The 12,140-nt window shown below is 65.3% G+C and carries 13 protein-coding genes and 1 pseudogene; 9 read left to right on the forward strand and 5 right to left on the reverse strand.

The features are described from left to right. The first annotated feature begins 15 nt into the window (after positions 1-15). The 9 genes and pseudogenes from O9335_RS16710 (at position 16) to O9335_RS05755 (ending at position 8,991) form a co-directional block, all read left to right on the forward strand. Complete coding sequence (locus O9335_RS16710) at positions 16-78, forward strand: hypothetical protein (RefSeq protein WP_367185403.1); 63 nt, start codon at positions 16-18, stop codon at positions 76-78. Next, positions 75-710: pseudogene (locus O9335_RS05720) on the forward strand (sigma-70 family RNA polymerase sigma factor); the annotation flags it as partial. The gene O9335_RS16710 and the pseudogene O9335_RS05720, both read left to right, overlap by 4 nt. 103 nt (positions 711-813) lie before the next feature. After that, positions 814-1,761, forward strand: coding sequence for an adenylate/guanylate cyclase domain-containing protein (locus tag O9335_RS05725; RefSeq protein WP_298384876.1), 948 nt, complete (start codon positions 814-816; stop codon positions 1,759-1,761). 1 nt (position 1,762) lies between these two features. Continuing rightward, positions 1,763-2,851, forward strand: a complete 1,089-nt coding sequence (hemH, locus tag O9335_RS05730; RefSeq protein ID WP_298384878.1) for a ferrochelatase — start codon at positions 1,763-1,765, stop codon at positions 2,849-2,851. Then, a complete protein-coding gene (locus tag O9335_RS05735; RefSeq protein ID WP_298384880.1) occupies positions 2,848-3,312 on the forward strand; it encodes an RNA-binding S4 domain-containing protein in 465 nt (154 codons plus the stop codon). The genes hemH and O9335_RS05735 overlap by 4 nt, the downstream gene beginning before the upstream one ends. Before the next feature lie 129 nt (positions 3,313-3,441). Further along, positions 3,442-3,969, forward strand: coding sequence for a nucleotide exchange factor GrpE (grpE, locus tag O9335_RS05740; RefSeq protein WP_298384882.1), 528 nt, complete (start codon positions 3,442-3,444; stop codon positions 3,967-3,969). A gap of 87 nt (positions 3,970-4,056) precedes the next feature. Next, on the forward strand, positions 4,057-6,003 hold the full coding sequence (dnaK, locus tag O9335_RS05745; protein WP_298384884.1) for a molecular chaperone DnaK: 1,947 nt from the start codon (positions 4,057-4,059) through the stop codon (positions 6,001-6,003). 74 nt (positions 6,004-6,077) lie between these two features. Further along, positions 6,078-7,241: a molecular chaperone DnaJ gene (gene dnaJ / locus O9335_RS05750; RefSeq protein WP_298384886.1), complete on the forward strand. Its 1,164-nt coding sequence runs from the start codon at positions 6,078-6,080 to the stop codon at positions 7,239-7,241. 112 nt (positions 7,242-7,353) lie between these two features. Beyond that, positions 7,354-8,991 carry a response regulator gene (locus O9335_RS05755; protein ID WP_298384888.1) on the forward strand — a complete coding sequence of 546 codons (1,638 nt, stop codon included), beginning with the start codon at positions 7,354-7,356 and terminating at the stop codon, positions 8,989-8,991. A gap of 38 nt (positions 8,992-9,029) precedes the next feature. Here the strand turns inward: O9335_RS05755 and dnaB are convergent, their stop codons facing one another. From dnaB to rpsF, 5 genes are all read right to left on the reverse strand, one after another. Continuing rightward, positions 9,030-10,433 carry a replicative DNA helicase gene (dnaB, locus tag O9335_RS05760; RefSeq protein ID WP_298384890.1) on the reverse strand — a complete coding sequence of 468 codons (1,404 nt, stop codon included), beginning with the start codon at positions 10,431-10,433 and terminating at the stop codon, positions 9,030-9,032. A gap of 121 nt (positions 10,434-10,554) precedes the next feature. Beyond that, entirely contained in the window at positions 10,555-11,007 is a 453-nt protein-coding gene (gene rplI, locus O9335_RS05765; RefSeq protein ID WP_298384892.1) for a 50S ribosomal protein L9, read from the reverse strand. Positions 11,008-11,022: 15 nt separating this feature from the next. After that, a complete protein-coding gene (gene rpsR / locus O9335_RS05770; RefSeq protein WP_298384894.1) occupies positions 11,023-11,313 on the reverse strand; it encodes a 30S ribosomal protein S18 in 291 nt (96 codons plus the stop codon). 24 nt (positions 11,314-11,337) lie between these two features. Then, positions 11,338-11,652, reverse strand: a complete 315-nt coding sequence (priB, locus tag O9335_RS05775) for a primosomal replication protein N (RefSeq protein ID WP_367185404.1) — start codon at positions 11,650-11,652, stop codon at positions 11,338-11,340. A gap of 27 nt (positions 11,653-11,679) precedes the next feature. Next, the gene (gene rpsF, locus O9335_RS05780; protein WP_298384896.1) at positions 11,680-12,042 is read right to left on the reverse strand and encodes a 30S ribosomal protein S6; all 363 of its coding nucleotides are present in this window, start codon (positions 12,040-12,042) and stop codon (positions 11,680-11,682) included. Positions 12,043-12,140 lie beyond the last annotated feature (98 nt).

Here is a 12,140-nt window from a genome sequence, read left to right on the forward strand (position 1 = left end):
CTGCCGTCGGAAGACATGCCCTTCCTCGAAGACGGGACCCCGGTGGACTTCGTGCTGAATCCGCTGGGCGTGCCCTGATCCAGGAAGGCAACATCGGCCTGATGAAGGCCGTGGACAAGTTCGAGTACCGGCGCGGCTACAAGTTCTCGACCTACGCCACGTGGTGGATCCGGCAGGCCATCACCCGTTCGATCGCCGATCAGGCGCGCACCATCCGTATCCCGGTGCACAAGATCGAGACGATCAACAAGATGAACCGCATCTCGCGGCAGCACCTGCAGGAATTCGGCTACGAGCCCGATGCCCCCACGTTGGCCGAGAAAATGGAGATGCCCGAGGACAAGATCCGCAAGATCATGAAGATCGCCAAGGAGCCGATCTCCATGGAAACGCCGATCGGCGACGACGACGACAGCCACTTGGGCGACTTCATCGAGGACACCAACAACGTGGCCCCGGTGGAAGCCGCCATGCAGGCCGGTCTGCGCGATGTGGTGAAGGACATCCTCGACAGCCTGACCCCGCGCGAAGCCAAGGTGCTGCGCATGCGCTTCGGCATCGAAATGCAAAGCGACCACACGCTCGAAGAAGTGGGCAAGCAGTTCGACGTCACCCGCGAGCGCATCCGCCAGATCGAAGCCAAAGCCATCCGCAAGCTCAAGCACCCCAGCCGTTCCGACAAACTGCGAACCTACCTGGAAAACCTGTGAGCGGCTGCATTCGCTCCCGCGATGCCTCAGCCGGGCCCTCAAGCCCGGCTTTTTCATAGGCGCTGACCCGTCCTACACTGCCGCCGCTTCCAGCTGACCCTCCATGGCCCAGATCATTCAGCGAACCGTGCTTTTTGCCGACTTGCGCGGCAGCACATCGCTGTTTGAAACCCTGGGCAATGCCGAAGCCACGGCCGTGGTGACACAAACGGTGGCCCTGGTGCGCCACGCGGTTCAAAAGGCCGAAGGTCGGACGGTCAAGACCCTGGGCGATGGCCTGATGGCCGTGTTCAGCGACCCCACCCAGGCCTTCGAGGCTGCGGTCCAGATGCACACCGAGCTGGATTTGCTGATGGTCCAGGGTCGCGTGCGAGCCGAGCAGGCCAGCGGGCCCGGCGCCTTGAAGTTGCAGGTGGCCGTGTCGCACGGCGAGGTGGTCGAAATCGGGGGCGATTGCTTCGGCGATGCCGTCAACGTCGCCGCACGGCTGTTGGGCCATGCGGGCGACAACGAAACCTTGTTCACCGCCGAGGCACGCGATGTCCTGCCCCCCGCCTTGAGCGGCCGGTTCCGTAGCTTGGAAGGCATCAGCGTTCGAGGTCGCGTCGAACCCGTGCGGGTGTACGCCATGCAGCGCAACCTGGCCGGCGATGCTGCTGCCACGCAATTCGGGAGCGAGTCGTTCCCCTCGCCCGAGCCCGACGGCATTCGGCTCATCTGGCTGGACTTGGATCGCATGTTCGACACCAAGCTCATGCCCATCGTCCTGGGCCGCAGCGTCCAAGCAGCGTTTTGCATCACCGACGGCCGGGTGAGCCGTCAACACGCCCGCATCGACTGGCAGAGCGGTCAGTTTTCCCTCACCGACCTCAGCTTCAACGGCAGCTACGTGCGCTTCAGCGGCAGCAGCGAGGTGATGGCCTTGCGCCGCACCAGCTGCACCCTGCATGGCAGTGGAGTCATCGGGCTGGGCAGTTCGCCCGTGCAACTGGACACCCCCGTGGTGCGCTTTGAAATCCTCCACTTCGCCGACACCCAGGCCCAAGACTGACGTGCGATCGACCTTCGACCACGCCCGGCAAGCCGGCCCCACGGTTGGCGTGCTGCTGTGCAACCTGGGCAGCCCCGACGAGCCGACCCCCGCGGCCGTACGGCGCTACCTGGCCCAGTTCCTCAGCGACCCGCGCGTGGTCGAGATCCCCAAGGTCCTTTGGTGGCCCATCCTGCACGGCATCATCTTGCGGGTGCGCCCGGCCAAGAGTGCCGCCAAGTACGCCAGCGTCTGGATGCCCGAGGGCGCGCCGCTCAAGGTCATCACCGCCCGCCAAGCCAAGCAATTGCAAGGCTGGTTGGGAGAGCGGGGCCACCGGGTGCACGTGCGGTGGGCCATGCGTTACGGCAACCCCAGCATCGCCTCCGAGTTGGACGCCCTGAAAGCCGCCGGGGCGCAGCGCATCCTCGTGTTCAACGCCTACCCCCAGTACTGCGGCGCGACGGTGGCCAGCGTGATGGACGAGGTCAGCGCTTGGCTGCAAGCGCAGCGTTGGATGCCGGAACTGCGCGTCATCAACCACTACCACGACCACCCGGCCTACATCCAAGCCCTGGCGCACAGCGTGCAAGCCCACTGGCAGCGTGAGGGGCGGGGCAAGACCCTGGTGCTCAGCTTCCATGGCATGCCCGAGCGCACCCTGCACTTGGGCGACCCTTACTTTTGCGAATGCCACAAGACCGCGCGCCTGCTCACCGAGGCGCTGGGGCTGCGCCCCGAGGAGGTGCGCGTGGCCTTTCAGAGCCGATTCGGACGTGCCAAATGGCTGGGGCCGTCCACCGAGTCGGTGCTGCAGGCCTTGGGCGCTGAAGGGCCGCACGACGTTGACGTGTTGTGCCCGGGCTTTTCCGCCGATTGCCTCGAAACGCTGGAAGAGATCGCCATGGAGGGCGCGGACACCCTGCGCGAGGCCGGGGGCGGCGCGCTGCGCTACATCCCCTGCCTGAATGACAGCCCCGAGGGCATGCACGCCCTGGTCGCCGTGGCAGAACAACACCTGCAGGGCTGGCCAACCCGAGAGGCGGCCCTGAGCTCCGAGGCCCTGCAAGAGCGTGCTGCGCGTGCCCGCCAGCACGGTAGCAGCCCATGACGGCCCCTCTGCCGTCGATCCGCCTCGACAAATGGCTGTGGGCGGCGCGCTTCTTCAAGACCCGCGCGCTCGCGGTCGAGGCGGTCGAACGGCAGCGGGTTCGCCTCCAGGGCCAACCGGTCAAGCCCGGCCGGGACGTTCGCGTGGGCGACCGCTTGCAGTTGGTCCAACCCGGCTGGGTGCGCGAAGTCATCGTTCGGGGCTTGAGCTCCACGCGGGGCCCCGCGCCTGTGGCCCAGGCGTTGTACGAAGACACGCCCGAGAGCCTGCAGGCCGCCGCAGCCGCCGCCGAACGACGCCACTGGACCCCGGAGCCGGCCGATGCGCTGCGCCAAGGGCGACCCACCAAGCGCGACCGCCGCCAGCTGGACGCCTGGGAGGCGGCCGATTCGCCTCCCCGCTGGGATCGCTGGAGCGCCACTTGGCCCGAATCCGGCGAGGGCCGCAAAGCCTCACGCTGAGAGCCGTCGATCCCCCCGGGATGCCGATGCATCGCCCCGCCACCTTTGAGACCCACCACCCTTGAACTCGCCGCGTGTGCCCCCATTTCGTCGGCTGGGGCCCGGTGGCGGGCCCGCCTTCCGCAACCCATGATGAGCAACGAGACCCCCGAACACGATCTCTCGGCCAGCGATGCCCCCAGCGCCGAGGGCAAACCCGAGGCCGTGTTGGCCCTGGAAGCCCGCTTGGCGGAGATGAGCGACGCCTACCTGCGCGCCAAAGCCGAGGCAGAGAACGCCCGACGCCGCGCGGACGAAGACGTGGCCAAGGCCCGCAAGTTCGCCGTCGAAGGATTCGCCGAAGCCATGCTGCCCGTGCTGGACAGCTTGGAAGCGGCCATCGCCCGCCCCGACGCCACCCCCGAGCAAATGCTGGAGGGCGTGCACGCCACCCGGCGGCAACTGGTTCAGGCCTTGGAGCGCAACAAGGTCGTGGAAATCAACCCGGCCCCAGCGGCCAAGTTCGACCCCCACCAGCACCAGGCCATCTCGGCCGTTCCGCTTCCCGACGGGAGCGAGCAAGGTCCCAACACCATCGTGGCCGTGCTGCAAAAGGGCTACCTGATCGCCGACCGCGTGTTGCGCCCGGCACTCGTCACGGTATCGGCCCCCCGCTGATCGAACCCCTGTGGGCGACAGGGTCTTGAAAGGCCCTCCCCGCCCCCCACCTTCACCGCAATCCCAAGACACCAACGGAGTTTCAACATGGGCAAGATCATCGGCATCGACCTGGGCACCACCAACAGCTGCGTCGCCATCCTGGACGGCAGCAGCACCCGCGTCATCGAGAACGCAGAAGGCGCTCGTACCACCCCGTCCATCATTGCTTACATGGAAGACGGCGAAATCTTGGTGGGGGCGCCCGCCAAGCGCCAAGCCGTCACCAACCCGCGCAACACGCTGTACGCCGTCAAGCGCCTGATCGGTCGCAAGTTCACCGAAAAGGAAGTGCAAAAGGACATCGACCTGATGCCCTACACCATCGCCGCCGCCGACAACGGTGACGCCTGGGTGGAAGTTCGCGGCAAGAAGATGGCGCCCCCGCAGGTGAGCGCCGAAGTGCTGCGCAAGATGAAGAAGACCGCCGAGGACTTCCTGGGCGAAGAGGTGACCGAGGCCGTCATCACCGTACCGGCTTACTTCAACGACAGCCAGCGGCAAGCCACCAAGGACGCGGGCCGCATCGCTGGCCTGGAAGTCAAGCGCATCATCAACGAGCCCACCGCCGCGGCCCTGGCCTTCGGCCTGGACAAGGCCGGCAAGGGCGACCGCAAGATCGCCGTCTACGACTTGGGCGGTGGCACTTTCGACATCTCGATCATCGAGATCGCCGATGTCGATGGCGAAAAGCAGTTCGAAGTGCTGTCCACCAACGGCGACACCTTCCTGGGTGGCGAAGACTTCGACCAGCGCATCATCGATTACATCGTCACCGAGTTCAAAAAGGAACAGGGCGTCGATCTGACCAAGGACGTGCTGGCCTTGCAGCGCCTGAAGGAGGCCGCGGAGAAGGCCAAGATCGAGCTGTCCAGCGCCGCCAGCACCGACGTGAACCTGCCCTACATCACGGCCGATGCGTCCGGGCCCAAGCACCTGAACGTCAAGCTCACCCGCGCCAAGCTGGAAAGCCTGGTGGATGAGCTGATCGAGCGCACCATCGCCCCCTGCCGCACGGCCATCAAGGACGCTGGCGTGAGCGTGGGCGAGATCGACGACGTGATCCTGGTCGGCGGCATGACCCGCATGCCCAAGGTTCAGGAAGCCGTGAAGGCCTTCTTCGGCAAAGAGCCGCGCAAGGACGTGAACCCCGACGAGGCCGTGGCCGTCGGTGCCGCCATTCAGGGTTCTGTCCTGAGCGGCGACCGCAAGGACGTGCTGCTGCTCGACGTCACCCCGCTGAGCCTGGGCATCGAGACCCTGGGCGGCGTGATGACGAAGATGATCAAGAAGAACACGACGATCCCGACCAAGTTCGCGCAGACCTTCTCCACCGCCGACGACAACCAGCCGGCCGTGACCATCAAGGTCTACCAGGGCGAGCGCGAAATGGCGCAGGCCAACAAGAGCCTGGGCGAGTTCAACCTCGAAGGCATCCCAGCCGCGCCGCGCGGCGTGCCTCAGATCGAAGTCACCTTCGACATCGACGCCAACGGCATCTTGCACGTCCGCGCCAAAGACAAAGGCACCGGCAAGGAAAACAAGATCACCATCAAGGCGAACTCGGGCCTGAGCGAGGCCGAGATCGAGAAGATGGTGAAGGACGCCGAAGCCAACGCCGCCGAGGACAAGAAGAAGGTCGAGCTCGTGCAGGCCAAGAACCAAGGCGACGCCATGGTGCACTCCGTCAAGAAATCGCTGGGCGAATTCGGCGACAAGTTGGACGCCGACGAAAAGGCCAAGATCGAAGCAGCCATCAAGGACTTGGAAGACACCCTGAAGGACAGCGAAGACAAGGTCGCCATCGAAGCCAAGACCGAGGCCCTGATGAAGGCCAGCCAGAAGCTGGGCGAAAAGGTGTACGAGCAAGCGCAAGCCGCGCAAGCCGCGCAGGGGGCGGCAGCGGGCGCCGATGCCCAGGCCAGCGCCCAGGCCAAGCCGGCCGACGACAACGTGGTGGACGCCGAGTTCAAGGAAGTCAAGGACACCAAGTAAGCCCGTCCCGGGCAGCACCACGGCCCGGGCCCCCACGCCCGGGCCTTTGACTTTCAGGAAAGCACCCCCGCACCATGGCCACCAAGCGAGATTTCTACGAAGTGCTCGGCGTTGCCAAGAACGCCGACGACGACGCCATCAAGAAGGCCTACCGCAAGCTGGCCATGAAGCACCACCCCGACCGCAACCAGGGCGAGGGCGCGGACGCCAAGAAGGCCGAGGAAAAGTTCAAAGAGGTCAAGGAGGCCTACGAGGTGCTGAGCGACGCGCAAAAACGCGCCGCCTACGACCAATACGGCCACGCGGGGGTCGACCCCAATGCGGGCGGTGCCGGTGGCGGCTTCCGCGGGGGCCCCGAGGGCTTTGGCGGCTTCGCCGAAGCGTTTGGCGACATCTTTGGCGACATGTTCGGCAGCAATGGCGGCCGGCGGGGCGGCGGTGGCGGCCAGCGCGTCTACCGCGGGGCCGACCTGTCCTACTCGCTCGAGATCAGCCTCGAAGAGGCGGCGCGCGGCACCGACACCCAGATCCGCATCCCCACCTGGGAAAGCTGCGGCACCTGCGGCGGCAGTGGGGCCAAGCCCGGCACCAGCGCCAAGACCTGCGGTCACTGTGGGGGCAGCGGAACGGTGCACCTGCGCCAGGGCTTCTTCAGCATCCAGCAAACCTGCCCGCACTGCCACGGCTCGGGCAAGGTCATCCCCGACCCCTGTGGCACCTGCCACGGGGCGGGCAAGCTGAAAAAGCAAAAGACGCTCGAGGTCAAGATCCCGGCGGGCATCAACGAAGGCATGCGCATCCGCTCGGCCGGCAACGGCGAGCCTGGCGTGAATGGCGGCCCGGCGGGCGACCTCTACATCGAGATCCACCTCAAGCAGCACGACATCTTCGAGCGCGACGGCGATGACTTGCACTGCACGGTGCCGGTCCTGCTCACCACGGCCGCACTCGGCGGCCACATCGAAGTGCCCACCTTGGGCGGCAAGGCCGAAATCGAACTGCCCGAGGGCACCCAGCACGGCAAGACCTTCCGGCTCAAGGGCAAGGGCATCAAGGGCCTGCGCTCCAGCTACCCGGGCGACCTTTACTGCCACGTCAGCGTCGAAACCCCCGTCAAGCTCACCGAACACCAGCGCAAGTTGCTCAAGGAGTTGGACAAGAGCTTCCGCGAGGCCGGCGACAAGCACTCGCCCAGCAGCAAGAGCTGGACTGATCGGGTGAAAGACTTGTTCAAATAAGTCACGCCCTGCGGTAACTTGGCAACAGGCGCGGGCCAACCCTCTCCAGAAATCGCATGCGGTGGCCGATCATGCATTGATCTGCATTCCTTGCAGCGTCTGCACAGACGGCATGACCATCGACGCCACCTTCCACAAAGCCAACGCGCTCATCATTGACAGCAATGCCAATGCGCGGAGCTTGCTAACGGCGCAACTGCGTGAATTGGGGTGCGGGTTTGTGCGTTCGGTGGCACGGGTCAAGGAAGCCCGCATCGTGTTGGAGAACGCCCCGTACGACTTGGTGCTGTGCGACTACCACTTCGAAGGCGGCGACGAATCCGGCCAAGACCTGCTGGACGAGTTGCGACGCGAAGGCCTGCTGCCCTACGCGACGGTGTTCATGATGATCACCGCCGAGGCCACGTACGCCAAAGTCGCCGAGGCCGCCGAAGCCGCGCTGGACGGCTACCTGATCAAGCCCTACACGCTGGCCTCGCTGGCCGAGCGCATCCGAATTGCGCGCCATCGCAAGCGGGTGCTCGGCCCCATCTTCGAAGCCATCGAAGCGCAGGAGTTCGACCAAGCTGCCAGCCTTTGCATGAGGCGATTTAACGCCCGGGGTGAATACTGGTTGTTTGCCGCGCGCATCGGTGCCGAGTTACTCCTGCGCCTGCGCCGCTACGACGAAGCCAAGGCCTTGTACGAAGCCATCGTGGCCGCCAAGACCTTGCCCTGGGCCAAGCTCGGCGTGGCCCGCGCCGACCTCGGCAAGGGGCACCACAGCCAGGCACGCCGCACCTTGGAAAACCTGATCGGCGAGTCACCCGACTTTGCCGACTCGCACGACGTGCTCGGGCGTGTGCACATGGAGCAAGGCGACATCGACGCCGCCCTGGCCACTTACCGTGCCGCCACGGAACTGACGCCCGGCTGCCTGATGCGCGGGCAGCGAGCCGGTACGCTGGCCTTCTACAAAGGCGAGCGCGGCGAAGCCCAACGCCTGCTGGAGCGCGCCCTGATCAATGGCTTGCGCTCGAAGTTGTTCGACCTTTTCAGCATCACCCTGATCGCCCTCATGCGCTACGACAAGCGCGACGCCAAAGGCGTGAGGCAACTGATGGACACCTTGACTGGCGAGTTGGAGCGAGCGCCCTCTTCGTCGCGCATCGCCCGGCTGCGCAGGGTGGTGGAGGCCTTGGTGGCCATGCAGGAGCGCCGAACGGCCGACGCCCTGGGGCTGGCGCGGGAGTTGGCCAACGACCTGAAGCGCGACACCAGCGACCACGAATGCGCCAGCTTGGTGGTGGCCGTGTGGATCCGTCTGGCCGCCAGCGACATGCAGTTGGAAGAAATGGACGACATGCTGCTGAGCATTGGCATGCGCTTTTGCACAACCAAAGCTGCCACCGAGATCTTGGTGGCGATGTGTGAAAAGAACGAAGTCGCGGCGGAAACCCTCCGCAGTTGCCATGGCAAGGTGTTCGACATCGCGGAAACCGCCATGAAGCTCAGCATGCGGGGACAGCCCGACCACTCGGTGCAACTGCTCTTGCGCGAGGGCGAAAAGACTCGGAACACCAAGCTCATCGACATGGCGCTCTCGGTGCTCAAACGCCACGAATCGAAAATCGAGAACGCGTCGGAGTTGGAGCCGCAGATCCACGCCCTGCAAGAGTTGTACGTGCGGCCTCAGACGGCTGCCGCCAACCGCCCCCGCGCAGTGGGTGGCCTGGCCATCCGATGTGCCGGTCTCGCCGCCGAGGTCTGAACACAACGCCGCCTCGGTGGCGCTCCACCGCCCCGCGCTCAGTAATCCCCGCCGCTGCTGTAGTCGGGAGCCAGGTTCTCAAATTTGGTGTGCATGCGCTGGAAGCCCAGCTTGACCGTGCCCACCGGGCCATTCCGCTGTTTGGCGATGATGATCTCGGCCACGCCCGGCTCTTTGCACTCGTCCTTCGTGTAGTACTCGTCGCGGTAGATGAACATGATCACGTCCGCGTCCTGCTCGATGGCGCCCGATTCCCTCAGGTCGGACATCATCGGACGCTTGTCGGGGCGCTGCTCCACGGATCGGTTGAGCTGTGACAGCGCGATCACGGGGCACTTCAGTTCTTTGGCCAAGCCCTTCATGCCCCGCGAGATTTCACCGAGCACCGTGGCGCGGTTTTCCTCGTTGCCGCCGTCACCCGCCATCAACTGCAAGTAGTCGATGACGATCAGCCCCAGCTGGCCGCATTCGCGCGCTTGCCGCCGTGCCCGCGCCCGCACCTCGGCCGGGCTCAGGCCCGGGCTCTCGTCGATGAAGATGCTGGCCCGTCCCAGTTTTTCGGTGGCCTCCAGCAAACGGCCCCACTCGTCGTCGGTCAGGCGCCCGGTTCGCAAATGGCTTTGGTCCACGCGGCCGATGGAGCCCACCATCCGCAAGGCCAACTGTGCTGCGCCCATTTCCATCGAGAAGATCAGCACGGGCAGTCCCTCTTGCACCGCCACGTGCTCGCAGATGTTCACGGCGAAGGCCGTCTTGCCCATCGAGGGGCGCGCCGCCAGCACCAGCAGGTCGCCAGGTTGCAGGCCAGCGGTCATGCGATCCAAGTCGTAAAAGCCGGTGCGCACGCCAGTCACGTCGTCGGCGCCGTTCTCGGCCAGCTCGTTCACCCGATCCATCAACTGGACCATGAGCTTGTCCATGCGATGGAAGCCTTGTGTGCCGCGCGCGCCCTCCTCGCCGATGCGCAAGATCTTGCCCTCGGCATCGTCCAAGATGGCCGACACACTGCGCCCCTGCGGCGCCAACGCCGCGGAGGCGATCTCGTCGCTGGCGGTCACCAACTTGCGCAGCACGGCGCGCTCGCGCACGATCTCCGCGTAGCGGCGCAAGTTGGCCGCGCTGGGCACCGACTGCGCCAGCGCGTTCAGGTAGTCCAACCCGCCACAGTCCTCGGCCTTGCCCAGGCTGTTGAGCTCTTCGAACACCGTGATCACGTCGGCTGGCTTGCCGGCCACCACCAGCTTGCCAATGGCGGCAAAGATCAGCCGGTGCTCCAACCGGTAAAAGTCGCTGTCGCTGACGAGGTCGGCGGCGCGGTCCCAGGCGCTGTTGTCGATCAACAAGCCGCCCAGCACCGACTGCTCGCCTTCGATGGAATGCGGCGGTACGCGCAGGCGGGCGATCTCGTCGTCGCGCACGGGGGCAAAACTGGGGCCGTTCATGGGGACAAGTCTGTGGATAGCCGGTGAGCAGCCCGGGACAAGTGCCAGGCCGGAAAAGCACAAGGCCGGCCCCCTTGCGGGAGCCGGCCTTGCTGGACAGCGCGGTGGAGCTTAGCCGAACTTACTCGGCGGCGGCGACCACATGCACGCTGATTTCCACCGCCACATCGGTGTGCAGACCGAGCGAAACGGCGAAGTCGCCCACGTGCTTCAGCGGCCCATTGGGCAGACGCACCATGGCCTTGACGACGTCGTGGCCCTCGGCCTTGAGCGCATCGGCGATGTCGGCGTTGGTGACCGAGCCGAACAGACGGCCGTCCACACCCGCCTTTTGGACGATGCGCACGGTCTTGGTGTTCAGCTTCTCGGCCAAGGCTTGGGCGGCAGCCAGCTTGTCGGCAGCGACCTTTTCCAGCTCGGCGCGCTTGGCTTCGAATTCCTTGATCGCCGATTCCGTGGCGCGACGCGCTTGGCGGGTGGGGATCAGGAAGTTGCGGGCGTAGCCGTCTTTGACCTTGACGATGTCGCCCAGGTTGCCCAGGTTGGCGACTTTTTCCAGCAGGATGACTTGCATGTTCGTGAGCTCCTATCAGGCCTTGTGCTGGTCGCTGTACGGCAGCAGGGCCAGGAAGCGAGCGCGCTTGATGGCGGTGGTCAGCTGGCGCTGGAAGATCGCACGGGTGCCGGTCAGGCGGGCCGGGGTGATCTTGCCGTTTTCAGCGATGAAGTCGCGCAGCGTGTCGACGTCCTTGTAGTCGATCTGCTTGACGCCAGCCACCGTGAAGCGGCAGAAGCGCTTGCGACGGAACAGCAGGGATTGTTGGTTGCGCTTGGGCTTCTTGTCTTTGGAGAAGCGACCCTTACCGCGGGCGAGTGCCATGGTGATTCCTCGTGTACGTGTGGGTTAAACCGCGGGTTCGATCTGGGTGACGTGCATCACCACCCCTTTGCCGTTGCGGGTCGGGGCCAGGAAGCCGCTCCAATGAGCGAGGCTGTCGGCGGCCACCACCTGCACCTGCCGCACCACCGGCCCCAGGGCCACCGCCTTGAGCTTGAAGGTCACTCGACGCGCCATGCCGGCTTCCGTCGTCGTCCCTTCGTGCTCCAGGGTCAGGTCCACAGCCGGCAAACCGGCGGGGGTGTAGCGCAACGCCCCTTGCTCCACCCAGCGCGCGGTGACGACCAGCGCGTTGTGCGAAACCGGAGGCAGGGTCTGCAGTTCGAATCCTTTCGGCTTGACGGGCCCTTAGGCCGCGACTTCCTGGTTGGCCTTGCGCGATTCTTCGCGCTCGACCGCCTTCATCATGATCGACGGCGTCGTTTCGGCGGCGTCGCGCTTGCTGGTCAGGTGACGCAGCACGGCGTCGTTGTAACGGAAACCCGTTTCCAGCTCGACCAGCGTTTCCTTGCTGGCTTCGATGTTCAGGCACACGTAGTGGGCCTTGGCGAGCTTTTGGATCATGTAGGCCAGCTGACGGCGGCCCCAATCTTCCACGCGGTGCACCTTGCCTCCCGCGGCGGTGACGATGCCCTTGTAACGCTCCAGCATGGCCGGAACTTGCTCGCTTTGATCCGGGTGGATCAGCAGCACGATTTCATAGTGACGCATGAATGCTCCTTGTGGATTCCGCCGCAACTGCAGCGAGGAAGCTGGGCTCGGCGTCGAATTCGAGGCCCAGCAAGGCGAAAAGCCCGCCAGTATAGCCG

Source organism: Inhella sp. (assembly GCF_027532025.1).
Classification (GTDB): domain Bacteria; phylum Pseudomonadota; class Gammaproteobacteria; order Burkholderiales; family Burkholderiaceae_C; genus Inhella.

Excerpts from the sequence above, each read along its gene's own strand:
- O9335_RS05735 (WP_298384880.1), top strand. The coding sequence starts at position 2,848 with ATGACGGCCCCTCTGCCGTCGATCCGCCTCGACAAATGGCTGTGGGCG.
- dnaK (WP_298384884.1), top strand. The coding sequence starts at position 4,057 with ATGGGCAAGATCATCGGCATCGACCTGGGCACCACCAACAGCTGCGTC.
- dnaB (WP_298384890.1), bottom strand. The coding sequence starts at position 10,433 with ATGAACGGCCCCAGTTTTGCCCCCGTGCGCGACGACGAGATCGCCCGC.
- rpsR (WP_298384894.1), bottom strand. The coding sequence starts at position 11,313 with ATGGCACTCGCCCGCGGTAAGGGTCGCTTCTCCAAAGACAAGAAGCCC.
- rpsF (WP_298384896.1), bottom strand. The coding sequence starts at position 12,042 with ATGCGTCACTATGAAATCGTGCTGCTGATCCACCCGGATCAAAGCGAG.
- O9335_RS05755 (WP_298384888.1), top strand. The coding sequence starts at position 7,354 with ATGACCATCGACGCCACCTTCCACAAAGCCAACGCGCTCATCATTGAC.
- dnaJ (WP_298384886.1), top strand. The coding sequence starts at position 6,078 with ATGGCCACCAAGCGAGATTTCTACGAAGTGCTCGGCGTTGCCAAGAAC.
- grpE (WP_298384882.1), top strand. The coding sequence starts at position 3,442 with ATGATGAGCAACGAGACCCCCGAACACGATCTCTCGGCCAGCGATGCC.
- O9335_RS05725 (WP_298384876.1), top strand. The coding sequence starts at position 814 with ATGGCCCAGATCATTCAGCGAACCGTGCTTTTTGCCGACTTGCGCGGC.
- rplI (WP_298384892.1), bottom strand. The coding sequence starts at position 11,007 with ATGCAAGTCATCCTGCTGGAAAAAGTCGCCAACCTGGGCAACCTGGGC.